Below are 24,579 nucleotides of genomic sequence, written 5' to 3' on the forward strand. Positions count from 1 at the left end.
TATAAATCTTCTATAAACTTTATTTATAGACATTCTATTAAAATACTTTTGTTTTATAAAGGATTCTTATTCATTATATCACAAATTATTTAAATAAAATAGGTTTTTTACAATTTTTTCAAAATTTTATATTGGAAAATTTTAAATAATTTTATACTATTCTATTATTCCTGCATCTTTAAGCATCCATTCGATATATATACCATATCCTACATCTGGTTTATTAATTAATACGTGAGTAACTGCTCCTATTAATTTATCATCTTGAATTATAGGACTACCACTCATTCCTTGAACAATTCCACCTGTTTTTTCTAACAATTCAGGATCTACTACTTTAATTATCATACTTTTAGCACCAGGCTCTTCTTGTGATAATAATTTAAGTATTTCAATATCATAGGCTTTAGGTCCATTTTCATCTATAGTAGTAATAATCTTTGCAGGCCCTTCTTTAATTTCACTTCTAAATCCAACTTTAATAGGTTTGTTATATACACTATTTATTAAATTATCTGAGCCAACTCCGAAAATTCCTGATTCTGTATTTTTGTCGATTTTACCAATATTTTCTCTTTCATTTACAAATAAACCTTTTAATTCCCCAGGTGCTCCTTTTTCTCCCTTTTTTATGCTTATTACTGATGAATTAAGTAAGTTTCCTTCTTTTATATTAAAGGGTTTATTAGTATCACCATCTGTTATTGGATGTCCTAGAGCTCCAAATAAATTTGATTTTTTATCATAAAAAGTTAATGTTCCTATCCCTGCTGTAGAATCTCTTACCCAAAGTCCTAATTTATATTCATTATTTTCTTTTTCCAAATGTACTTCTTTTTTATTATTTATTCCATTTCTCAAATATTCTACCCATATATTTTCTGTTTCTAATTTACTTATTTTTTGAGATAAATCTCTTGAATTCTCTATTTCTTTTCCATTGATTCTAGTTATTATATCTCCTAATTCTATACCAGAAGCTTTGGCAGGACTTTCTACCTTTCCTTCAATAGAATCAATATCTGAATGTCCTACAACTAAGACTCCTTTTGTTGATATTTTTATTCCAACATTTAACCCTCCTGGATATACTTCTAAATCTTTTACCTTAGAAACTGAAACTGATTTAATTGGAATTAAGCCTAAAAGTTTTAATTCTAATTTATCCTTAACTATTTTACTATCCTTTATAAATATATTATTTGATACTTTTATACTTTCAGCATCTTCATTAATATAAATTCTTTTAGGTATATTAAACAAATAGAAGTAAGTAAATAAACTCAGAATAAACATTGGAGTTATTATCATAGCTACATATTTAATTTTTTTCATTTTCATTTTATCTCCTCCTTTGCTTCTCTGTATTTAACTTTCCCTCATGACCATTCTTATATGCTGTATTAAGTTTGTTAAAATCGTTAAAAATTTTAAAGATATAACTTTAAAAAATAAAAAACTAAAATCATGGCAAATAACCATGATTTTAGTTTGTTCAAAATTATATTTACTTATGTATAAGTTTATATACATTTTAATATTTCTTGTTTCTTTAATTCAGCAAAGGCAACCATTTCAGATGCATTTTCTAATGTTACATCGCTGACTTCATCTCCGCTTGTCATTTTAGCTATTTCTTTAATTTTTTCATATTTGTCTAGTGTTTTTATTTCAGTAAAAGTTTTACCCTCTTCTACTCTTTTAGAAACAAAATAATGACAATCTGATAAAGCTGCTATTTGAGGTAAATGAGTTATACATAATACTTGATGCTTAGCGGAAACTTCAAACATTTTTTCTCCAACTCTCTTTGCTATAGTTCCACTTATTCCAGTGTCAATTTCATCAAAAATTAATGTTGGAATTTGATCTTTATCTACAAATACACATTTCATAGCAAGCATTATTCTTGAAAGTTCTCCTCCAGAAACTACTTTTTCTAAAACTTTTAAAGGTTCACCTGGGTTTGTAGATATTAAAAATGTAACTTCGTCAAATCCTCTAGAATTAAATATATCTGTAGTTTCAATATCTATTTTTATTACTGATTTTTCCATACCTACATAATTCAATTCATATTTAATTTTTTCTTCAAGACTTATTGCATATTTTTCTCTTATATCATGCATTACAAAACATAATTCTTTCATTTCTTCTTCTATCTTTGATTTTTTTAAATTTAATTCATTTATTATTTCTTCAGAATTAACTAGCTCATCATATTGATCTTTTAATTTTTGCAAATAATTTAATATTTCTTCAACAGATTCACCATATTTTTTCTTATATAAACTTATTTCATATATTCTTGAATTTATTTTTTCTAATTCAAATTCATCATAATGTATTTCAGATGAAAGATCCCTTATATCCCTTGAAATTTCTTCTATAATATAAAGTGAGTCTTCTATTTTTTCTCTTTTTTCTTTAATTTTTTCAAAATGCTTTTCAACGTTTGCTAATTCATTTACTACTTTAGACAATCCTTCATTTATAGATATTCCTTCAACTGGACTATCTAATAAAGCATAACTTTTTCTTAATGCCAAGGATATTTTTTCTGCATTAGAAAGAAGATTAAACTCTTCCTTTAAATCCTCTTCTTCATTAACTTTAAGATTTGCCTTTTCTATGTCGTCTATTTGAAATTTTATATAATCAAGTAATTTATCCCTATCAGTATTTCCATTTAACTCTTTTATTTTCTCTACAATTAAATTTTGCTCTTTTCTTAACTCTTGGTATTTATCTAAATAACAGTATATTTCTTCTCCAATAAAATCATCTAAGTACTGTATATGGCTTGATTTATTTAATAAATTCTGATTTTGATGCTGACCATGTATATCTAATAATTTTTCTCTTACTCTTTTTAAAAAAGCTAAAACCACAGATTTTCCATTAATTTTGATAATACTCTTACCTGATAAGGTTGTCTCTCTAGAAATAATTAATAATTCATCATCTATATCAAGTTCTTTTAGTATATCTAAAATTTCAGGGTTTTCTATTGAAAATACTGCTTCTACAAAAGTTTTGTCTTCACCATATCTTATTAAGTCTTTTGAAAACTTTCCACCTAAAACGTAATCTATTGTATCAATTAAAATAGATTTACCTGCTCCAGTTTCACCAGATAAGATATTAAATCCTTTTCCAAATTCAACACATAATTCTCTAATTAACGCAAAATTTTTAATATTTAATTGTAATAACATTAATATCACCTTTTATTTATAAAATCATTTTTCTAACCTTATCAACTAATTCTTCAGCTTTATCTAAACTTCTAGCTAAAATAAATATAGTATTATCTCCTGCTATTGTACCAGCAACTTCAGTATCAAATAATGTGTCAATTGCTTCAGCTACAGCCATAGCTGAACCTGTTAAGGTTTTAACTACAACAAAATTATCAACATTTTCTACTGATATAGCAGCATTAGATAATATGCTAGATAATTTTTCATTAATATCCTTGCTTTCTTTAGAAGAAACTGCATACTTATAACTTCCAGATATTCCTTGCATTTTTATTAATTTTAGTATTTTTATATCTCTTGATACTGTTGCTTGAGTAACATCAAAGCCTGCCTTTTTTAGCTCTTCTGCTAATTCTTCTTGAGTTTCTATATCCTTTTCATTAATTATCTCTAGTATCTTGTTATGCCTTCTTAGCTTCAAATTAATCACCTTCACAATCTTTCCAATTATTTATAATTTTTGCCCTCAATACTTTAAAATAATCATAGTCATCAAATAAAATAACATTTGCATATTCTTTTGCCTTTTTTATTTTTACTATAACTTCATCTATATGAGTAATAGTGCTTTGACCATCAAAAATAACATTAATTTCATCATTATTACTTTTTATTCTTACTTCAATGTTACTATTACTATTTAATACTATAGGTTGAATCCCAGTGGTATGGGCACAAATTGGAGTTAATGTAATTGCATCTACAGTTGGATAAACAAATGGTCCTCCAGCTGAAAAGGAGTATGCTGTTGAACCCGTAGGAGTAGCTATAATAAGACCATCTCCTTTATAATTATAGTATCGTTTTCCGTCTATATATATATCAAATCTTATCATTCTAGATAAGCTTCCTCTTGCAATTACTATATCATTTAATGCTAGTGATTCATTAATTACTTTTTCTAAAGAAAAATCACAAGTTAATAACATTCTTTTTTCAGATGTGTAATTTCCATCTTTTAATTTTTTAAAAGCTTTATCTATATCAGAAAACTCTACGCTTGATAAAAACCCTAGATTTCCAATATTTATACCTAATATAGGTACATCCAGCTTCCCATTAATCCCCCTAGCTACACTTAATATTGTCCCATCTCCACCTAATACTATTATTAGATCTAGTAAATCTCTAAACTTATAATTAATTATATCATAACTGTTTAGCATGATAACTTCTATATCATCAAAATACTTATTTAGCTTTTCTTTTACTTCTAAAGCCATTTCCATATTTTTATCTTTATCTAAATTAATTGCAATAGCAACTCTCTTCACAATCATGCCCCCTGTGGTTTACTTATACCATAAATTTTATTAAAGACTTCAAGTTAATTCTAGAAGCCTTTAATAAGATTCAATATAAAATTATAATAAATTATGTGATTCGTTCACAGTATTTTCAATATCATCTACAGAAAATGTTGATTCTCTATTTTTATCTTTTGTAAAATATACTAAATATTCAATATTCCCTTCAGGGCCTTTAATTGGAGAATAACTTACTGCTAATATATTTAAATTTTCAGAGTACAAATAATCAACTATACTTTTCACTACTTCTTTATGAACATTAATATCTCTAACTACACCTTTTTTACCTACTTTTTCTTTACCAGCTTCAAATTGAGGTTTAATTAGGGCAACAACTTCACCTTCGTTACTTAATAAATTTATAGTAGCAGGCATAATTTTTTTTAATGAAATAAAGGACACATCTATAGATGCAAAGTCAACAAGTTCTCCTATATCACCTGGAGTTACATATCTAATATTTGTTCTCTCCATACAAACAACTCTTGGATCTGTTCTTAGTTTCCAGGCAAATTGTCCATATCCTACATCTATTGAAAAAACTTTTTTTGCTCCATTTTGTAGCATACAATCTGTAAATCCACCTGTTGAGGCTCCTATATCCATGCAAGTTTTATTTTCTAAGGAAATTCCAAATTCCTTCATTGCTTTTTCAAGCTTTAATCCTCCCCTACTTACGTAAGGTATTTCTTGTCCTTTGAAAATAATTTCTGCATCTACACTGACCTTTTCACCAGCTTTATCTACTCTTTGTCCGTCAACAAATATTTTACCAGCCATTATACTTGTTTTTGCTCTTTCTCTAGAGGTAAATATTCCTTTTTCAACTAAAAGTATATCAAGTCTTTCTTTTTTCACAGACATTTTTATCTCCTTTATTTATAAAGTTCTATGATTGATTCTGCAATTCCTTCTGCATCTAATTTATTTTCTTTATATAATGTATTAATATCACCTTGATGTACAAATTTATTTTTAAATCCTAAAGCTTTAAATTTATTTTTAAAACCTAATTCATTTAAGCTCATTAATACATAACTACCAAATCCACCGTTAGTAATATTATCTTCTATAGTTACAATATCATAACCATCATTTATTAGTTCTCTTAAAATGTTATTATCTAAAGGTTTTACAAAAGTTGCATTAACTATTAATGGATTAATTCCTTGCTTTAATAATTCTTCTTTGGCTAAAATAGAATATTGTAGCATCTTACCAACAGCTATAATTGCAACTTTTTCTCCATCAGACACTCTTTCCCATTTTCCATATTCTATTGAATTTAAAGGCTTTAAGTTACCACATAAGTCTCCACCTCTTGGATATCTTAGTGCAACTGGTCCATTGTGATTTAATGCCCATTTTAGCATTATCTTTACTTCATCTAAATGCTTAGGAGCTAAAACAGTCATATTAGGTACTGCTGATAAATATGATAAATCAAATATTCCTTGATGAGTCTCACCATCTTCACCTACTAAACCTGCTCTATCTATAGCAAATACTACTGGCATATTTTGAATACAAACATCATGTATTAGTTGATCAAATGCTCTTTGTAGAAAGGTTGAGTAAACTGCAAAAACTGGTTTCAAATTTGCAGCTGCAAATCCTGCTGATAAAGTAGTTGCATGTCCTTCAGCAATTCCTACATCAAAAAATCTATTTGGAAATTCCTTAGCAAATTCTTTAAGCCCAGTTCCATCTGGCATAGCTGCAGTTATAGCTACTATTCTATCATCTTCCTTTGCTAATTCAATCATTGCATCGCCAAAAGCTTTAGAGTAATTTTTGCTGCTTTTAGTATTAACTTCTCCACTTTCTAAATCAAAAGGACTAACTCCATGATATTTATTAGGATTTTTTTCTGCTAATTCATATCCTTTACCTTTATTAGTAACTACATGAATTATTACTGGTTCATTAATCTTTTTTGCCATTTCAAAAACTTCGTTTAAAAGTTCTATGTTATGTCCGTCTATAGGTCCTATATATTTTAATCCCATATCTTCAAAAAGCATTGATGGTACTATAAATTGTTTTAGTCCATCTTTAAATTTCGAAATATATGTAGCAACTTTTTCTCCAGCTTTAGATGATTTTAATGTTTCATTTATTTCTGATTTTAATTTATTGTATTTTGGTTCCATTCTTAGCTTATTTAAGTGCTTAGATACTCCACCAACATTTGGTGAAATACTCATTTGATTATCATTTAAAATCACTATCATTTTAGTTTTTTTAAATCCAACATCATTTAAAGCTTCTAAAGCCATTCCTCCAGTTAATGCTCCATCACCAATAACTGCAATTACTTCATTTTTTTCTTTTTTAATATCTCTAGCTCTAGCCATTCCTAGAGCAGCTGATATAGATGTACTGCTGTGCCCTGTATCAAAGGCATCATACTTGCTTTCACATCTTTTGGGAAATCCACTTAAGCCCTTATATTTTCTTAGCTTATCAAATTGATCTTTTCTTCCTGTTAAAATTTTATGAACATAGCATTGATGTCCAACATCCCATACTATTTTATCCTCTTCTAAATTGAAACTTTTAAATAAGGCAATAGTTAATTCAACTACTCCTAAGTTAGAAGCTAAATGTCCACCAGTTTTAGAAACACTATCTATTAAAAACTCTCTAATTTCAGAAGCTAATACTTCTGATTCTATATTTGTTAATTTCTTTACTTCTTCAATAGAGGTAATCTTATCTAATATTCTACCCATAATCAAACCTTTCTTTCTATTAAAATTCTCTATTTAATAACTCTAAAGTTAATTCATTTAAGTCAATAGCATCTACAGAAAGGCTCTTCAACAATTCAATACATTCATTTGTTAATCTTACACATTCTCTCTCACAATATTCTAAGCCAAATAAAGATATAAAGTTTGACTTATTTTCATCACAATTAATATTTTTCCCAAGCTTTGATACTTCACCTGTAATATCTAAAATATCATCTTTTATTTGAAAGGCTAAACCTAGCTTTAATCCAAACTCATTTAATATTTCAATATCTTTTTTAGGTGCATCTGCTAAAATAGCGGCAGATACAATTGAAGCTCTTATTAGCTCACCAGTTTTTTTATTATGCATATAGATAAGTTCTTCCTTAGATATCTCTTTATTTTCAGCCATAATATCTACAACTTGACCTCCAATCATTCCTTCTGGTCCTGCTGCTTCTGATATTTCCCTAGCTGCAAGTAAAGCTCTCCCCCCATTTTTTATAGAAAAAAGCATAAGTAAACTCATTGCCTCATTTAATAACATATCTCCTGCTAATATAGCTATACTTTCCCCAAATTTTTTATGATTAGTAGGCATTCCCCTTCTTAAATCATCATTGTCCATACATGGTAAATCATCATGTATAAGAGAATAAGTATGAATCATTTCCATTGCTGAGGCCATTTCTATTACGTCTTTATAATTATCTTTATATAAACTATAAGTTAATAAGAATAATATAGGTCTTATTCTTTTTCCTCCTATATTAAGGCTATAACTTGCTGCATCATATATAATTCTATTATAACTTCCTTTATTGTTAAAGTACAAATCTAAATAACTATTAATATAATCCCTATAATGATTTATTTTATTACTCATTCTTTAGCTCCATTTCCATTTCCTCTTTAATTACACTTATCTTGCCCTCTAAAGAATTTAAGGTTTTATATAATTTATTTATTAACTTAACTCCACTTTCATATTCTTTCATTAATTCTTCAAGTGGTAGATCATTACTTTCCATTTTATTTAATATCTCTTGAAGATTATTTAACATCTCTTCATAAGATTCTTTTTTAGCCATAAACCTTCAACTCCCTTTAATTTAATTAAAATCTTTTATAATTTTCCCTTTAACTTTTCCATCATTAAAAAGAATGTTTATTTCTTCTATCTCTCCCAAAGACTTCTTTGAAGGAATAATGTTATTATCTTTATCTTGTACTATTGCATATCCTTTATTTAAAACATTTATGGGATTATGTGCTTTAAGTAATTCATTAAGGGAATGAATTTTCATTTTTTCCTTATCAAGCTTATTCAACATAAGATTATTTAATTTATCTAAAGTTCTATCTATTTCAATATAAGAATTAGATAAGGTAACTTCAGGATTCATGGATGTCATTAATTTTTTATAATTATATAATCTTTCCTTTTCGTAATTTAAAGTATCTAAAACTATCTTATTAATATTACTTTCATAGTCTTTTATAGATTTTTTGATATCACTTTCTAAAGGTACTGCTATTTCTGCTGCTTGAGAAGGAGTTGATGCTCTATAATCACTTACAAAATCAGAAATTGTAAAATCAACTTCATGTCCAACTGCAGAAATTATAGGAATTTTAGATTTAAAAATTTCCTTTGCTAACTCTTCTTCATTAAAGTTCCATAGTTCTTCTAATGAACCTCCACCTCTTCCAATAATAATAGTATCAACATTTTTTTTATTATTGAAATATTTTATACCTTTTATAATAGTCTTATATGCACCATCACCTTGTACTAATGCTGGATATAAAACAATATCAACTAATGAACTTCTTCTTTTTGTTACATTTATTATATCTCTAATTACTGCTCCTGTTTCAGATGTTACTACCCCAATTCTTCTTGGCATTTTAGGAATACTCTTTTTATTTTCAATACTAAAGTATCCTTCATCTTGAAGTTTCTTTTTAAGATTTTCAAATTTAATGTGAAGCTCACCTAATCCTTCTTTTTCTAATTTATCAATGTATAATTGAAGAGAACCTGTTCCTTGGTATATTGAACATCTAGCTACTGCTATAACCTGCATTCCATCTTCAAGTTTAAAGTCCAGATTAATACAGCTACTTTTAAACATTACACAATTAATTTTACTACTTGCATCTTTTAGAGAAAAATAAATATGCCCACTACTGTGATATTTTAAATTAGATATTTCCCCTCTTACTATTAGGTTATTTAAAATATAATCATTGTCTAATATTTTTTTTATATAATTATTAACTTCACTAACTGTTAAAGTTTTCATTCTCATACTTTACTAACGCCTCACATGAATTCTTTATTAATAAAGTAGTTGTTAATGCTCCTACTCCACCTGGTACTGGCGTCAGCATTTCTACTTCATTAACAATATCATCAAAATCTACATCACCTGTTATTTTACCATTTAAAGATGAAGTACCAACATCTATTACTATAGATTTTTTATTAATATAATCTTTATTTATATATTTAGCTCTACCAATTGCCACAATTAATATATCTGCTTTTTTACAAATATCTTTTAAATCTTTAGTTTTTGAATGACATATAGTTATTGTAGCATTTTTATTAAGTAATAGTTGAGCTACAGGTTTTCCAACTATATTACTTCTACCTATAACAACAACATTTTTACCTTGTAACTCTATATTATATTTTTCTAATAATGTTATAACAGAATTAGGTGTGCAAGGCAAAAATACATTTTCTCCACAATAAAGTTTACCTTGATTAATATAAGTTAAACAATCTATATCCTTTTCTGGTGAAATAGCATTAATTATCTTCTTTTCATTTAAGTTTTTAGGTAAAGGAAGCTGTAGAATTATTCCATCCACACCCTTATCTTCATTTAATTTACTTATTATATTTATAAGTTTATCTTCTTCTATACCTTCGTCTAAAATAATCTTATCAAATTCAATTCCAAGAGAAGTTGCCACTTTTTCTTGATTATTGATATAGTAAATGGATCCTCCATCATTTCCAATCAATATAGATGCTATTTTAGGTGCTCTTAAACCTTTTTCTACTCTTTCTTTTACAAATGCTTTTATTTCTTCTTTTATTTCTAAAGAAATCTTTTTACCATCTATTATATTTTTCACGGAAAACAGCCCCCTATTTATTTTATAAATTCTTAAATGCTTTATCTAGTACCCCATTTATAAAAGATACACTTTTATCCTCTGAATATTTTTTAGTCATTTCTATTGCTTCATTTATAGCTACTTTTTCAGGAACATCTTCCATATAAAGCATTTCTCCAATAGCTAATCTTAATATTGATAAATTCACTTTAGAAATTCTCTCTAATTTCCAATTTGTTAGAGCTTCTTCTATTTTTTTATCAATCTCAGTTTTATTTTCTTCTACCTTTAAAAGTATTTCTTTTATGTAATCTAAGTCTATAGTATTTAATTTCATTTCGTAGTCTTCTAGGAATGTTTCTATAGTTTCTTCAAGTGTATTTTTGCTTAAAGTCATTCCAAATAGTAATTCCATTGCTATTTCTCTAGATCTTTTTCTATTCATCTTATCCTCCTAAGTGCTGTTAATAATATTATTAACCTTATAAAACTTTCTAATCATAAATATACTACAACAAATTTATTTAAAGCACAAGAAAAACACCCTCTGAAAAATCAGAGGGTTTGATTATTTTTCTTTGTTTTCTAATTTTTCTATTTTAGGAACATAAATGTTCTGAACATTAATGTTTACTGCTGTAACATTTAATCCCGTCATAGTTTCAACAGTTTTCTTAACATTATCTTGAACAGCACTTACCACTTCAGGTATTTTAACACCATACTCTACAGCTAAATTTAATTCAATAGTAGCATAGTCTTCATTTAAAGTTACTTTAACATTTTTTCCAGCATTTTTCTTACCTTTTAGCAATTGTGATATGTTATTACCAGCCATGTGTTGTAGATCTTCTACTCCATTTATTTCTTCTGCGGCTATTCCAGCTATAACGCTAACAACTTCATCAGATATTTTAACTATACCTAAATTTTCTTCGTAGTTCATATTGTCCATTTGATTACCTCCTAGCGTTTTGATTTCAAAACTCTTTCTTATGTTAATTATATCAAAGCAATTTCTATATTACAATGAATTATTTCTTTGGTTCAATTATTATATCGCTTATTCCTGAAATATTTTCAGCAATTTCTTGAATTGAAGCAGTATCAGCTTCTGTTAGTTCATCTGCTTTAACTACTACTCTAACTGTACCCTTTTCAATGGAACATAATACATCCTCGAAGCCTTTATTTTTTACACTTACTTCTATTCTGCCTTCTTGATCCTTCATCATAGTTTTTTCTCTTAATTCATTTGATGCTAAATCCTTTTGTTCTTGTGAAGTTTGTTCATCTTTAATTAGTTCATCTAATTCTTGCATTGTAACTGCATCTTGTTGATCTTTTTCACTTCTTAAACTATAGAAATATTCTTTATTTCCAATAGTTTCTTTATCATTATCTTTTTCTTTATCTTCATCTGTTCCTTGTTGTGATATTACTTGACTAAAATCTGTTGGATCATTTAAGCCAGTTTTATTTATCCTAGCTGCTACAACTCCTACACATACTATAAGAGCCATAAGTGTGAAAATAATACCAAATTGTTTTTTTGTCATTTTGATTTCCCCCCATCTATTTTTCATATTATTTATATGCTAATTCTTCATAGGATATACATTAACCTTATCTATAGATATTCCATATAATGTAGATACTGCCACTTGTATATCATATTTAACCTTAGCACTATTTGCACCTTCTGCAACTATTAGAACACCACTTATCTCAGGCTTATTTATTTGTAATATATAGGGCTCATTCTTACCAGATTCACCTGCCATAACTACTTTACTTCCACCATTTTGTTGAGTAGTTGCCCTTTTTCCACCTTGACTATCAGTTTCTTCTGTAACTGATTCTTGAGTAGTTTTTTCTACTGCAGGAACCTTTACTTCACCACTTTTAAAATTAATTTTAACCTCAACGTTCCCTACATTTTCTATTTTACTTAGCAAATTTTTTAATGTTTGTTTTTCATTTTCCTCATAATTATCCATTGTTCTCTTTACCTCTTCCTCTAAGTTACTTATATCTTCTACATTTGAGCTTATTGATTCTTTAGTATCTTTCCTTCTAGTTGTAGTTAAAAAGCTAATAGCAAGTAATACAAAGGCTAGTATTAATGCTATTACTACAACATTTAAAAACTTTTTATCATTAATTAATTTGGTTAAATCATCTTTAAAATTACCTTTTCCCATTTTCTCACTCCTACTAATCTACTTTATAAATCATTATTTGATTCTTATTAATATTTAAAATCTCTGCTAAATAACTTATAATCTCATCTTCATTATTTACTTTTTTTTCTTTAGAACTAACCTCTGTACTTTCTCTATTATTAATTACTATTTTTTCTATTTTAGAAACTTCTCTATTTTTAACTCCTACTTCAACTTTATTAATTGAATAAGTTATATCTTCCATACTTAGCTTACAATCAATATTACTATTAAATTCTAGCTCTTTAAATTTTTCCTTCAATAATCTATTACAATTTTCCTGTAAATTTTCCTTAAATGCAACTTCACTTTTACTTTCTCTATTTTCGCTTTTTGCTTCTTTAGATTTCCCATTAAATAAGTCTATATATTCAGATATATCACCAGTTATAGTTTTTTCTCCATTATTTATAAAAGAAACTATTGGACTTATCATTACAGCTATTAAAATAGTTCCTAGAACAAATTTTAAGTATTTTTTCATACTATTATCAGGGGAAATTAATTCTATAGCAGAAATTAAAATAATCATACTTATTAAAGTTACAATAAACCCTTTTATCTCATTCATTTCCTAACCTCCTATAACGAACTTTCCAGCTGAAGCCATTATAGCTAATAAAACAAAAAACATTAAGCTAACTGATAATACGCAGGACATTAGAAGTATTAATGAATTGCCTGCTGAAGCTAAAGAGCTAGTTATACGTTTATCACTTATGGGTTCTATAATTGCTGCAGTTAACTTATATACAAAGGAAATTAGAACCAGCTTAATTATTGGATAAAGCATCATAATTACTATTATTATTAATCCAATGGAGCTTACAGCATTTTTAATTATAAGTGAATATCCTGCTACAGAAGCAATAGCATCTGAAAAAGCCTTACCTACTATAGGAATAAAATTATCTATTGCAAATTTTGCAGTTTTTAAGGTAACTGCATCTATAGTAGATGAAGTTATACCTCTTACTGTTAATAATCCAATAAATAAAGTAAGTATAATCCCCTGAATCCAAATAGTTATTTGCTTGGTCAACTTACATAAGTTTCCAATTTTAAATTCATTAGAGATATTATTAGCAAAATCTAGAACAAAGCTTATAAGTATTAAAGGTATAATGATAGTTGTATAAATTCTTGGAATTATTAATGTTGCTCCAATAATAATAGGATCCATAGTGGCTGCTTGTGCAAAACCACCTATTGAACCAATCATCATAACTAATACTGGTAATATTGCAGCCATAAAGTTTGATAATTCTTTTATTATATCTGTTGCTATATTAATACTTACTAAAAAACTCTTTGATAAAATTATTATCAATATAGAATAACAAGCAAAAAATGCTATATTTGATATACCTTCACCAGAAAAAGCTGATTGTAAGTTTTTTATTAAAGAGCACATAATTGCAATAACTATAATGCTTACAGAAAATGAAAGCGCTGTTTTTACCTCTTTAAATAAAAAACTAATAATTGCATTACTAAATGTCTTTATAGATAAATTTCCCTCACCATTTTTTATATATCCTTTTATATAATCTGCAGGATCTAAGTCATTCATTATTTCAATATCAAACTTCATACTATTTATATAGTTATATAATGAATTCAATTTGTTATTTACTTCTTCATCCTGAAGTTCATTATTTTCTAAAGAGTATTGAAAATTATTGTCTTTATCATTTGCTAAAGCAATTTTAGTACTATAATTTATAAATGTAAGAACTATTATAGTAAATACAAATATAATTCTTATAGTTAATAATTTTTTAAACATATAAACACCTACAATATTTGTAAAATAGATTGTAATACAGCCATTAAAATAGGTATTGCTAAAGTTAAAATTAATATTTTAGCAGAAAATTCAACCTTACTAGCTATACTTGCTGCTCCTGCATCTTTACATATCTCACTACAAAAAGTTGCTAAATATGATATTGCAAGTATCTTCAAAACAACTCCTATATAAACTATATCTATATTTGCTCTTGAAGATATATCTTTAATAAAGCTTATTATGTCAGTTATACTAGTTAGAATTGATACAAAAAGAATTACACCTGCTATTAATGATACTAATACTGCTATATCAGATCTTTTATCCTTAAATAGTAAGAATATAAATAATGCAACAAGTGCAAAGGATACTATTTTTAATATTTCCATAATAATCTCCTATAACATAAACATAGTTTTTACAGTGTTAAATAAATTGCTTATTAATCCAATTACTGTAATAAGTATAATTACTATTCCTGCAATATTTGTTATTACTGCTATGTCATCTTTGCCACTAGCTTTTAAAACTTTATCAATAACTACAAGTAAAACACCCATAGCTGCTATTTTAAATAAAATACTTATATCTAGCATTTATTCCCCTCCCACTAAAATAAAAAAATTGCAATCATTGCACCTATACATATACCTATAGCACTATACATTTTTGAATTCCTCTTTGCTAATTCATCTGCAGTTTTGCAATTTATTTTCATATTTTCAATAGTTAAATTGAATAACTTATCTTGTCCATATACACCTGATTCTCCTAGACCCTTAAGAAAATCTTTGATTATTGCCTTATCTTCTTCAAACAAATTAAAATTACTTTTGCTTTTATGATATTGCTCACTAAATGCTTCATAGACACTTTTGGATTCTCCATCTTCAAGGTTTACTGCTACCTTTGAAAGAATATCATCTATAGGGCTTTCTACCTTCATAGAAATATATTTTAATGCTTCAGGTAATGGTGTGTTTGAATACATAACCTCGTTATTTAAAAACATTACTGATTTTAAAATAGATTTTAGTTGTTTACTTCTTCTTTTAAAGCTTTCACCGTAATAAAAACCTATATATGTGCAAGCAAAAAATATTATTGAAATTGCTATTATTTTAAGCATTTTAGCTCTCCTCCAGACATTATTGAATATATATTTTCTACTGTCCCTGGCCCTTTTCTATTACTTAAAATAATTACTTTTTCTAAAATACTATCCTCTAATAAGTCCTTAAAAACCTTTCTTTTATATATATCATCAATGCTGTATCCATGAATTGTAACTATTATATTTACTCCAGAGTTAAAGGCCATATTAAGTGATTCTATATCCCCTTCTGTACCAATTTCATCACATATTAATACTTCTGGAGATAAGCTTCTAATTGCCATTATCATTCCATCTTTCTTTAAACAGTTGTCTAAAATATCTGTTCTAATGCCTACATCTAATTGTGGAACTCCATTAAAACAAGATGCAATTTCACTTCTTTCATCTATTATGGATACTTTTTTACCAGATAAATTATTAATTGGCATACCATTTGAAATATTTCTAGCCAAATCTCTTAATATAGTGGTTTTGCCACATTTAGGTGGAGAAATTATTAAAGTGTTGTTAACTCTATTACTTTGAACAATATATTTCATTATTTCATTAGAGCATCCTTTAATTTCCTTGCATATTCTAATATTTATAGATGAAATATTTCTAATAGTTCTAACTTCTCCTTTAGACAATACACATTCACCAGCTATTCCTATTCTATGTCCTCCCTTAATAGTAATATATCCTTGCTTAATTTCCTCTTCATATGCGTATATAGAATAATTTGAAACTCTAATTAATATCTGTTTAATATCATTTATTGTAGCTATCTTATTTAATATAATTTCCTTAGTAGATAAATGAATTATTATGGGCTTGTTCACCTTTATCCGTAGTTCTTGTACAGATTCCATTAATAAATACCCTCTTACTTCATTTAATATATCTGATGGTAATATTCTTAATACTTCATCCTCATTCCACAATTTATCACTTCCTATTCTATTGTTATATTTAAAATTATTTCTATCTATAAGATAATATTCATACTAATAATTAAATATGTAAAATATTTAAAAATAACTATAAAAAAGGATATAGATATTATATTCTTTGCCAATTGGTAATCTCCCAGTGGCTAGAATATAGTGTCTATATCCTCAATACTAAAGTAAATTAGATTTATAAATTCTAAAATATAAAAATCCTATTAACATATGTTAATAGGATTTTTCATTATAGTGCTTCTTTATTACAAAATGGGCATGGTATTTTCTTATTATTATCTATAGCTTCCTTTTCAACAAATAGAGGTTTATTACAGTTTTTACAGTTAATTTCAATATATTCATCTTCTAGTTCAATTAACTCTTCTATTGAAACTTCTTCAAACAACTCATCTTGTAATCCAATAATATCCTCATCTATATATTTAATATTTTCTTCTATAGAATCTTGCTTATAATCAATTTCTTCTATAGAATCTGATATGTCACTAACTATAGATAATATACTATTAAATATATCTTTATACTTATTATCTTCAACAGAAGATATTTCTTCCTTTAGTTTTTCTATTTTAAACTTTACTTCCTTCATATATTCACTTCCTTAAAACTAGAAATAATCTATTTAAATTATACCCAATTATTTAAAATTATAAATAAAAGCTAAGTAAAAACTTAGCTTTTGTTTATTATACTCTTTCCATGTATTCACCAGTTCTAGTGTCTACTCTAATTACATCTCCTTCATTTACGAACATAGGAACATTAACAACTGCACCTGTTTCTAAAGTAGCAGGTTTCATCGCATTTGTAGCTGTATTTCCCTTTATTCCAGGATCTGCTTGTGTTATTAATAATTCAACAAAATTTGGAGCTTCAACTGAGAAAGCTTCTCCCTTGTAGAACTTAATTACTGCAAACATATTTTCTTTGATAAACTTTATAGCGTCTTCAACTTTCTCATAGTTTAAAGGTATTTGTTCAAAAGTTTCTTGATCCATGAAGTAGTATAATTCTCCATCTGAGTAAAGGTATTGCATTTCTTTTCTTTCAATTACTGCTTCTTGAAGCTTAGTCGTAGGGTTGAAAGTTGTATCAGTAACTCCACCAGAAATTACATTTCTAAGTTTAGTTCTTACAAAAGCTGCACCTTTACCAGGTTTAACGTGTAAGAATTCTATAACTGTATAAACTTGTCCTTCATGCTCGAAAGTAGTACCTTTTCTTAAATCTCCTGCTGATATCATTAAATATCCCTCCAAAAACTTTATTACATATTTAGTATAACTCTTTTAGCAACTAAATAGTCATAACTTCAACATTGTTTATGACATAACAAAAATATTTTATCAAAATTCACAAATAAATGCAATTATTTATATATAAGATTTGCCTCTATTGAGACATTATTTTTTTCATAACTTAAGTTATAATCAATTATTTCATAATATTTTATATTTTCAATATCATTTAAAACATCTTTCTTGCTACCATTTAATAAACATTTGATTTTCCAACTTCCATCTTCTAATTTATTATAGCCTAAAATAGTTACGGTCTTATAATTAATAAAATCTTTTTTTATGTCCTTTATATTTTTCACATTTTTACTTATAGTTATACTTTCTACTTGTGTATCCTCTATATTTTTAACTTCTGTATCCTTATTAAATCTCAATAATATATAACATTGTAAAAAACTTATAAGTACTACCATAATATATAGTATGTATTTATTTTTCATAGCTGAACCTCAACAGATATAGTTTTTTCTTTAATCTCTACAGACTTTATTTTAAAATCCTTTTTTTCCTCTATATTATATACTTCATCCATAGAATCCACCTCAATAAAGCCCCCAGTATTATCAATTTTAATTTTTTTAATATTACCAATAGAATTAAGTATTAAAATTAATTTATCATTATTTATATTTTTATAAGTTGCGTTAGAATTACTATGCATATTTGCAGCATAAACTGATTTGCGATTCTCTAATTCATTAGATATTTTAGAAATAGAATTAGGAATTATAAATATATTCACAATTAATAATAATAAAATTAATTTATTATTGTTTTCATTAGAATTTTTCTCTAGCTTATTAATAAAATCATCTGAAATAAAATTCTTATTCCTTACATACTTTTTCATATGTATCAACTCCTAAATCTATAGAATAATGAAAATATATATTATCTATATCTTTATACTCTTTATCCTTTACTAAAATAATTTTTTTATTTTTTTCTTCGCTTAAATAATTTTTAATACAGCTTATATCTATAGTTGAAATTATATCAACTATAATATTATTACTAATCTTTAACAAATAATTTATATTATTAAACTTATATATTATTATAATATCATTAATATTTTTTAGTTTATTTTTTACAAAAGCTTTAATTTTAAACTCAAGGACCTCAACTCTTAAATCTTTTGCATTTTCACATAATTCTCTAATATTATTTCTTATAGAATATAAGTAAACATTTTTATATTCTTTGTCTATTTCATAATGAAATAATAAATTATCCTTATTTGTAAAATCTTCATAAATTTTATTATCTATAAATTTATCAATATTTTTACTAGAATAATTATATTTTTTTATTAAAATGCTTTCAGGACATAAAATAATCCTTCTATTTTTACTTATTTTTTTAAGTAGAGAAGTAATATCAGATTTACTATATCCTATTCCTTTGTAATAATATCTTTGTCTACATACAACAATACTACTAATCAATATTAATATCTCCTATAATATTTTTTGTTTTATAATAAGTTGGCACTAAGAATTTTTCTCCTTCTTTTTCCTTAAGTTCAAGTTGAAAATAAGTATTAGAATTAGTACTTTTCTTTACTAAGTAATATACTTCTTTTCTCTTTATAAGTTCATATTTATTATCACTATAGGTATAATTCTTATCCTTATTAATTATCTTTAAAATAAGTTCCTCCTCAATAGCTAATGACTTTTTATCTGGATAGCTTTTAAATGTATTAGCTTTAAGATAATTAGAACTAATTAAAGTAACAGAAATACTTACTATTAGTATTACAAGCATAAATACTATTAAACTTTGTATAAATGCAAAAGCCTTTTTCTTATATTTCATAAACATATAATCCTCGTATCATTATTTTTATTTGTAATTTGTAAATAGTAAGTCTTATCTTTCTTTGTAATTTTAAAGCTTGAAACATCAATCATTATTATATTAGTACCTATTTTAAATTTGTTTTTATATGTTTCTAAAACAATTTTCCCATTAGTATTATCAAACTTTATCTCTTTTCTTTTTATATCACCTTTACTATTATCTATTCTATAGTTAATTTCTATTAAACTTCTATCATATAAAATCTCATCCTGTATATTTATAGATTCAATCATATATCCTGTTAAAAGTCTTTCTATATTAAGAACTGCATCGTCAAAGGGATCTTGAACTTTTGAATTATTTATAAGAACTGAATAATTTTTAATAATTAATATAAATGAATTAATGGCTAAGGTTAATACTATTAATTGAATTAACATTGAAACATTTAGTTCTATCAATGTGAATCCTAACTTTTTCTTATTAAATTTCCATCCAGTAGGATTTAATAAATTCCCTTTCATTTAATATACCTCCATTTGAATCATAAATGGTTATTTTAAAAGTTGATATTTCATAATTATTTTCTACTGAATTTTCTTCTTTCTTTTCAATAATAATTGCATTTCTTCTTTCTATTCTGCTTTCTCTTTCTAATGATAAAATAGATTCTGTTAATAAACTCTCTAAAATATTTTCTTTATACTTTAAAGATAATTTATTATTTACAAGTAAATTTTTTATATCTAGAAATCTTATATTATATTTTATTTCTTTTTCTATAGCATAACTTACTCTATTAGCTTTTTCCTTATCTCTTCTTACTACTATAGATTTTGAAGATATTGAAAAAATTTGTGTGCTTAAAGTTAATGCAATCAATAAAATTGCCATTGATATTACAGTTTCTATTAAAGTACTACCTTTTTTCATTCTATAATATCACCCTCTTCTTCATCATTTATTATAGGGCTTCTAATAATATCATTTCCTACACTTATAGTAATTTCAGTTCTCTTTTTCTTACCTTTAATTGTTATAGTGCCTGCAGATTTAATATAACCTTCCTGAGTTATATTATTTGAATTTCCTGAAGAATTAATATTACTTAATACTTCAATATCTTCACCAAAACTAATTCTTCTTATAATTGGTGCCTTTATACCTGTAACTTGGAATAATATAGTTTTACCATCTAATCCAATGGTTATTTCTCCTGGAACTTTATTTTTACGGCAATATGATTTTCCAAAGCTTAATAAAGACTTAACTTCTGCTTCTAAATTTTTAAATTGGATATCATACATTTTCTCTTTAACTTTTCCAATATTTATAACAACTATAGAAGAAAATATTGTAATTATAGATAAAACTACTATTAATTCTATTAATGTATAACCCTTTTTCATTAAAAACCCACCTCAAACATTGCAGAAAAAAGTGGAAGTATAAAAATAATTAAGAATATGATAACAAAACCTCCCATAAATATAACTGAAGCTGGTTGTAATAAAGCTATTCCTCTATTTATTTTTGATATAAGTTTTTTCTCTAAATATAAGGATAATGAATCTAACCTCTCATCTATAGATCCGCCTTCTTCACCTAACTTTACAATAGAAATTGTATACTTAGAGTAGCTTCTCCTATTTTCTAAACTACTGGAAATTGAATCTCCATTTAAAATACTTAAATTTAAATAATTAAATCTTTCTTTTAAATCATTTATTTTAAAACTATTTGTAGCATATATAAGTCCTTCTGATAAATTAACACCACTCTTTAATATAATTGAAAGCAATAAAATAAATGTATACTCAATAAAATCCTTATAAGCTGGAATTTTATTAACTAATCTTCTAAATATATCTTTAAGGTAGAACTTACCTAAAAACCAAGGTAATAATATAAAATAATTGAAGCTATAAATTATTGATATAATTGGATTTTCTTTAATATAATTGGAAAGATTATAAGATAACTTACATATAAATGGAACACTGCTGCCTAAGCTAATAAAGAAATCATATAATATTGGTATTGTAAAGAGTACTATAAAGACTAACAGACATATTGAAGAAATTATAATTAATAATGGATATGAAAGAACATTTTTTATAGTGCTTTTAATAAATATAATTTTATTACAATATTCTTCTAGTCCTTTTAATACCTTATATAAATTTCCACTTTTTTCTCCCATTGAAATCATCCCTACAAAAAAGTCAGGATACAAATCAGGAAAATTCTTAAAGCATTGTTCTAAGGATTTTCCTTCTAGAATATAGCTTTTACACTTAATTAAACTTTCTTTATAGTATTTACTTATAGGTAATTCAGTAAGTAAATCCATAATCATAAGCATTGATATTCCTTCCTTATATAACATTGCAATATTACCAGATATTAATGATAAATCATTATACTTTACTTTTTTATATAATAATTTTATTTTCATCATAATTTAAATCCTCTTCTAACAAAAAGTTATTATAATCACTACAAGAGATATATCCCTTTTCAAGTAAATAAGAAAGATTTACTATCATTTCCTCATTACTAAGTTCTTTTATTTCCTGGTAAATATTTGAAATTATCCTTTTTATATTCTTATCTATATGAACAACAGAACTAACTGATTTTCTTCCTTTATATCCAGAATAATTACAATAAAAACATCCATTTGATTTATAAATATTTACCTTTTTTCCATTCATATTAATATTATTATCAATTTCCTTACATTTTTCACATAATACTCTAACTAATCTTTGAGAAATTATTCCTATTAAGGAATCACGTATTAAATATGATTTTACTCCCATATCTTCTAGTCTAAAATAAACTTCTTTAGGAGTTTTAGTATGAATTGTAGAGTAAACCTTGTGCCCTGTTAATGATGCTGTTACTGCCATATTTGCAGTTTCTTCATCTCTTATCTCTCCTATCATTATTACATCTGGATCTTGTCTTAATATACTTCTAAGTCCAGTAGAAAATGTAATATTTGCTTTTTTATTTAAGCTTACCTGGTTTATTCCTTCTATCATAACTTCTACTGGATCCTCTAATGTAGTTATATTGATTTCTTTTTTATTTATTTCTTTTAGTATTGAATATAGGGTTGTTGACTTACCGCTTCCAGTTGGTCCATTTATTAAAATTAAACCATTTTTAATAGAGATTATTTTGTTTAATTTTTCTCTTTGATAATTACTCATATTTATCTTACTTATATCATGTTCGAAGATTTCTCCATATAAAATTCTAACAACTAACTTTTCTCCATAAACAATAGGAATAGTTGATAATCTTAAGTCATAATCTTTTTCATCTATTTTTATAAATGCTTTTCCATCTTGAGGTCTTCGTCTTTCAGTTATGTCCATATTTCCTATGATTTTAATTTTTGATAGTAACTTTTGATATTCTTCATATTTAATCTTTGCAAAGGGTACTAATACTCCATCTATTCTTATCCTTATAAAAACTTCTTCTCTTACAGGCTCAAAATGTATATCAGATGCCCTTTCTACTATACCTTTAGATAATACTATATCCAAAAGCTTTTCTTCTGTTCCTAAGAATACCTTATAAATTAAATCTTTGATATAATCATAACTAGCTTCAAGTAGACTAACCTTTTTATTAAATATAAATTCAATTTCATCTATATTCTCTAAAGATTCCTTATTTGAAAGTATTAATATCTTTTGTTCTTGAACTTTTATTGGTAAAATACAATTTTCCTTAATCTTATTAATTCCTAGCTTTCTAGCAATGTTTAAATCAATTTCAAAGACATTTATTTTTCCCATTTTAAATCACCATTTTAATTTATATCCATTACAAAGATTTTTATACAATATTATCCAACAAAGTAAATCTATTTCCTTATTTAAATTTAATATTAAAAATAAAAAAGGACATTTATAATTTATTATAAATATCCTTAATCATAATTTATAAAATAGTATTTTCCTTCTTTATCACTTAATTCACTTATAGCACCATCTTCACAAATATAAACTTTTTCTACATTTGGTTCATCTCCGCCTATAAATAAAATATTACCATTAGAATCTTTTGATAATCCTTTATCTAAATTAATTATTTTAGGAAAATCATATACCAATCTTTTTACTTTTCCATCATTATATTTATATAATGAATAATTATTATTTTCAATTTTTCCTATTATATATATACCATCTTCTGTATGTTCTACATCACTTATATCAATTATATTTTCAATTGAATCCTTTAATTCACCATTTTCATTTATAAACTTTAATGTCTTTTTCTTTCCTTCTTTTTGTTGTAAAAATACTACTCCATCATTTAAAACCTCTAGATACTCTACATATCCAGAATCTAGTTTATAAATCATTTTTTCTTCATTTTTATCTATATTATAAATGAAAATTCCATTATTCTTTGAATCGTCAATTCCATAGTAAACTAAAGATTCACTATTATACCAATCAATTAATTCTCCAGATATAGACACATTACTATTAATATCTATAAATTTGTCTTTCTTAAGATCTTTTACCTTTAGATTTAAATATATATCTTTTAGGAAATAGCTTAGGTAATTTCCCCCTGGAGATAATTTAGGTGAAAAAATCTCATTATCTTCATCAATTATTTTTTCTTTACCTAAATAATGTACTTTAAATTCTCCTTCTTCATTAAAAATATAATTATTACTTTTAGAATCATAAGAAGTAATAATATAGTCTGCTTCTATCCCTTCATAAGTTCCATTATTTAAATTATATGTCTTATAGCTGCCATTATTCTCAATAGCAACTGATCCATTATTTATTTGAATACTTTCTTTATCCTCAGATGTACTTTTACAACCATAGTTAATATTAGTTAACAATATAATTAAGCTTACTAGGACATATTTCCTTTTTCTTTTATAATTCATTTTTTA

At 25.6% G+C, this 24,579-nt stretch carries 32 protein-coding genes; all 32 read right to left on the reverse strand.

All coding sequences use genetic code 11. The features are described from left to right. Positions 1-156: 156 nt before the first annotated feature. The 32 genes from spoIVB to ACFYH6_RS10300 all read right to left on the reverse strand — a co-directional run bounded on the left by spoIVB (position 157) and on the right by ACFYH6_RS10300 (position 24,573). Positions 157-1,341 (reverse strand): SpoIVB peptidase, encoded by a 1,185-nt coding sequence (spoIVB, locus tag ACFYH6_RS10145; protein ID WP_416178549.1) that lies wholly within the window; start codon positions 1,339-1,341, stop codon positions 157-159. Positions 1,342-1,523: 182 nt separating this feature from the next. After that, on the reverse strand, positions 1,524-3,218 hold the full coding sequence (gene recN, locus ACFYH6_RS10150) for a DNA repair protein RecN (protein ID WP_416178550.1): 1,695 nt from the start codon (positions 3,216-3,218) through the stop codon (positions 1,524-1,526). A gap of 16 nt (positions 3,219-3,234) precedes the next feature. After that, the gene (locus tag ACFYH6_RS10155; protein ID WP_316343846.1) at positions 3,235-3,684 is read right to left on the reverse strand and encodes an arginine repressor; all 450 of its coding nucleotides are present in this window, start codon (positions 3,682-3,684) and stop codon (positions 3,235-3,237) included. A gap of 1 nt (position 3,685) precedes the next feature. Beyond that, complete coding sequence (locus ACFYH6_RS10160; RefSeq protein ID WP_416178551.1) at positions 3,686-4,537, reverse strand: NAD(+)/NADH kinase; 852 nt, start codon at positions 4,535-4,537, stop codon at positions 3,686-3,688. A gap of 90 nt (positions 4,538-4,627) precedes the next feature. Next, complete coding sequence (locus ACFYH6_RS10165) at positions 4,628-5,437, reverse strand: TlyA family RNA methyltransferase (protein ID WP_316343848.1); 810 nt, start codon at positions 5,435-5,437, stop codon at positions 4,628-4,630. Positions 5,438-5,448: 11 nt separating this feature from the next. Then, positions 5,449-7,308: a 1-deoxy-D-xylulose-5-phosphate synthase gene (gene dxs / locus ACFYH6_RS10170; protein ID WP_316343849.1), complete on the reverse strand. Its 1,860-nt coding sequence runs from the start codon at positions 7,306-7,308 to the stop codon at positions 5,449-5,451. A gap of 19 nt (positions 7,309-7,327) precedes the next feature. Continuing rightward, on the reverse strand, positions 7,328-8,197 hold the full coding sequence (locus tag ACFYH6_RS10175) for a farnesyl diphosphate synthase (RefSeq protein ID WP_316343850.1): 870 nt from the start codon (positions 8,195-8,197) through the stop codon (positions 7,328-7,330). Further along, entirely contained in the window at positions 8,190-8,402 is a 213-nt protein-coding gene (gene xseB, locus ACFYH6_RS10180) for an exodeoxyribonuclease VII small subunit (protein WP_316343851.1), read from the reverse strand. The genes ACFYH6_RS10175 and xseB overlap by 8 nt, the downstream gene beginning before the upstream one ends. 21 nt (positions 8,403-8,423) lie before the next feature. Beyond that, a complete protein-coding gene (xseA, locus tag ACFYH6_RS10185) occupies positions 8,424-9,626 on the reverse strand; it encodes an exodeoxyribonuclease VII large subunit (RefSeq protein ID WP_316343852.1) in 1,203 nt (400 codons plus the stop codon). Next, entirely contained in the window at positions 9,601-10,464 is an 864-nt protein-coding gene (locus tag ACFYH6_RS10190) for a tetrahydrofolate dehydrogenase/cyclohydrolase catalytic domain-containing protein (protein ID WP_316343853.1), read from the reverse strand. Before ACFYH6_RS10190 ends, xseA begins: the two co-directional genes overlap by 26 nt. Before the next feature lie 22 nt (positions 10,465-10,486). Then, positions 10,487-10,891 (reverse strand): transcription antitermination factor NusB, encoded by a 405-nt coding sequence (nusB, locus tag ACFYH6_RS10195; RefSeq protein ID WP_316343854.1) that lies wholly within the window; start codon positions 10,889-10,891, stop codon positions 10,487-10,489. A gap of 123 nt (positions 10,892-11,014) precedes the next feature. Beyond that, on the reverse strand, positions 11,015-11,401 hold the full coding sequence (locus tag ACFYH6_RS10200; RefSeq protein ID WP_316343855.1) for an Asp23/Gls24 family envelope stress response protein: 387 nt from the start codon (positions 11,399-11,401) through the stop codon (positions 11,015-11,017). A 79-nt stretch (positions 11,402-11,480) separates the two neighbouring features. Beyond that, the gene (locus ACFYH6_RS10205; protein WP_416178552.1) at positions 11,481-12,005 is read right to left on the reverse strand and encodes a SpoIIIAH-like family protein; all 525 of its coding nucleotides are present in this window, start codon (positions 12,003-12,005) and stop codon (positions 11,481-11,483) included. 39 nt (positions 12,006-12,044) lie between these two features. Beyond that, positions 12,045-12,650: a stage III sporulation protein AG gene (gene spoIIIAG / locus ACFYH6_RS10210; protein WP_316343857.1), complete on the reverse strand. Its 606-nt coding sequence runs from the start codon at positions 12,648-12,650 to the stop codon at positions 12,045-12,047. Positions 12,651-12,663: 13 nt separating this feature from the next. Beyond that, positions 12,664-13,242 carry a stage III sporulation protein AF gene (spoIIIAF, locus tag ACFYH6_RS10215; RefSeq protein WP_416178553.1) on the reverse strand — a complete coding sequence of 193 codons (579 nt, stop codon included), beginning with the start codon at positions 13,240-13,242 and terminating at the stop codon, positions 12,664-12,666. A gap of 3 nt (positions 13,243-13,245) precedes the next feature. Then, positions 13,246-14,460, reverse strand: coding sequence for a stage III sporulation protein AE (gene spoIIIAE / locus ACFYH6_RS10220; RefSeq protein WP_416178554.1), 1,215 nt, complete (start codon positions 14,458-14,460; stop codon positions 13,246-13,248). Positions 14,461-14,468: 8 nt separating this feature from the next. Further along, on the reverse strand, positions 14,469-14,852 hold the full coding sequence (gene spoIIIAD / locus ACFYH6_RS10225; protein ID WP_316343860.1) for a stage III sporulation protein AD: 384 nt from the start codon (positions 14,850-14,852) through the stop codon (positions 14,469-14,471). 9 nt (positions 14,853-14,861) lie between these two features. Further along, on the reverse strand, positions 14,862-15,059 hold the full coding sequence (gene spoIIIAC / locus ACFYH6_RS10230) for a stage III sporulation protein AC (RefSeq protein WP_316343861.1): 198 nt from the start codon (positions 15,057-15,059) through the stop codon (positions 14,862-14,864). 14 nt (positions 15,060-15,073) lie between these two features. After that, complete coding sequence (gene spoIIIAB / locus ACFYH6_RS10235; protein ID WP_316343862.1) at positions 15,074-15,592, reverse strand: stage III sporulation protein SpoIIIAB; 519 nt, start codon at positions 15,590-15,592, stop codon at positions 15,074-15,076. Further along, positions 15,580-16,503 (reverse strand): stage III sporulation protein AA, encoded by a 924-nt coding sequence (spoIIIAA, locus tag ACFYH6_RS10240; protein WP_416178555.1) that lies wholly within the window; start codon positions 16,501-16,503, stop codon positions 15,580-15,582. Before spoIIIAA ends, spoIIIAB begins: the two co-directional genes overlap by 13 nt. Positions 16,504-16,753: 250 nt before the next feature. Further along, a complete protein-coding gene (locus tag ACFYH6_RS10245; protein ID WP_416178556.1) occupies positions 16,754-17,116 on the reverse strand; it encodes a CD1247 N-terminal domain-containing protein in 363 nt (120 codons plus the stop codon). 97 nt (positions 17,117-17,213) lie between these two features. After that, positions 17,214-17,771, reverse strand: coding sequence for an elongation factor P (gene efp / locus ACFYH6_RS10250; protein ID WP_316343865.1), 558 nt, complete (start codon positions 17,769-17,771; stop codon positions 17,214-17,216). A 125-nt stretch (positions 17,772-17,896) separates the two neighbouring features. Continuing rightward, on the reverse strand, positions 17,897-18,268 hold the full coding sequence (locus tag ACFYH6_RS10255; protein ID WP_416178557.1) for a hypothetical protein: 372 nt from the start codon (positions 18,266-18,268) through the stop codon (positions 17,897-17,899). Then, complete coding sequence (locus ACFYH6_RS10260) at positions 18,265-18,678, reverse strand: hypothetical protein (protein WP_416178558.1); 414 nt, start codon at positions 18,676-18,678, stop codon at positions 18,265-18,267. Before ACFYH6_RS10260 ends, ACFYH6_RS10255 begins: the two co-directional genes overlap by 4 nt. Next, positions 18,656-19,276, reverse strand: a complete 621-nt coding sequence (locus ACFYH6_RS10265; RefSeq protein ID WP_416178559.1) for a hypothetical protein — start codon at positions 19,274-19,276, stop codon at positions 18,656-18,658. The genes ACFYH6_RS10260 and ACFYH6_RS10265 overlap by 23 nt, the downstream gene beginning before the upstream one ends. Next, complete coding sequence (locus tag ACFYH6_RS10270; protein WP_316342450.1) at positions 19,269-19,649, reverse strand: hypothetical protein; 381 nt, start codon at positions 19,647-19,649, stop codon at positions 19,269-19,271. Before ACFYH6_RS10270 ends, ACFYH6_RS10265 begins: the two co-directional genes overlap by 8 nt. After that, the gene (locus tag ACFYH6_RS10275) at positions 19,646-20,158 is read right to left on the reverse strand and encodes a PilW family protein (protein ID WP_316342449.1); all 513 of its coding nucleotides are present in this window, start codon (positions 20,156-20,158) and stop codon (positions 19,646-19,648) included. The genes ACFYH6_RS10270 and ACFYH6_RS10275 overlap by 4 nt, the downstream gene beginning before the upstream one ends. Beyond that, a complete protein-coding gene (locus tag ACFYH6_RS10280; protein ID WP_416178560.1) occupies positions 20,118-20,567 on the reverse strand; it encodes a PulJ/GspJ family protein in 450 nt (149 codons plus the stop codon). Before ACFYH6_RS10280 ends, ACFYH6_RS10275 begins: the two co-directional genes overlap by 41 nt. Beyond that, complete coding sequence (locus ACFYH6_RS10285; protein ID WP_416178561.1) at positions 20,564-21,043, reverse strand: pilus assembly FimT family protein; 480 nt, start codon at positions 21,041-21,043, stop codon at positions 20,564-20,566. Before ACFYH6_RS10285 ends, ACFYH6_RS10280 begins: the two co-directional genes overlap by 4 nt. Next, a complete protein-coding gene (locus tag ACFYH6_RS10290; RefSeq protein WP_316342446.1) occupies positions 21,043-22,095 on the reverse strand; it encodes a type II secretion system F family protein in 1,053 nt (350 codons plus the stop codon). The genes ACFYH6_RS10285 and ACFYH6_RS10290 overlap by 1 nt, the downstream gene beginning before the upstream one ends. Beyond that, on the reverse strand, positions 22,070-23,452 hold the full coding sequence (locus tag ACFYH6_RS10295) for a GspE/PulE family protein (protein ID WP_416178562.1): 1,383 nt from the start codon (positions 23,450-23,452) through the stop codon (positions 22,070-22,072). Before ACFYH6_RS10295 ends, ACFYH6_RS10290 begins: the two co-directional genes overlap by 26 nt. A 134-nt stretch (positions 23,453-23,586) precedes the next feature. After that, positions 23,587-24,573, reverse strand: a complete 987-nt coding sequence (locus tag ACFYH6_RS10300; protein ID WP_316342444.1) for a hypothetical protein — start codon at positions 24,571-24,573, stop codon at positions 23,587-23,589. Positions 24,574-24,579 lie beyond the last annotated feature (6 nt).

Source organism: Clostridium sp. HCS.1, assembly GCF_047900555.1.
Lineage (GTDB): Bacteria > Bacillota > Clostridia > Clostridiales > Clostridiaceae > Clostridium.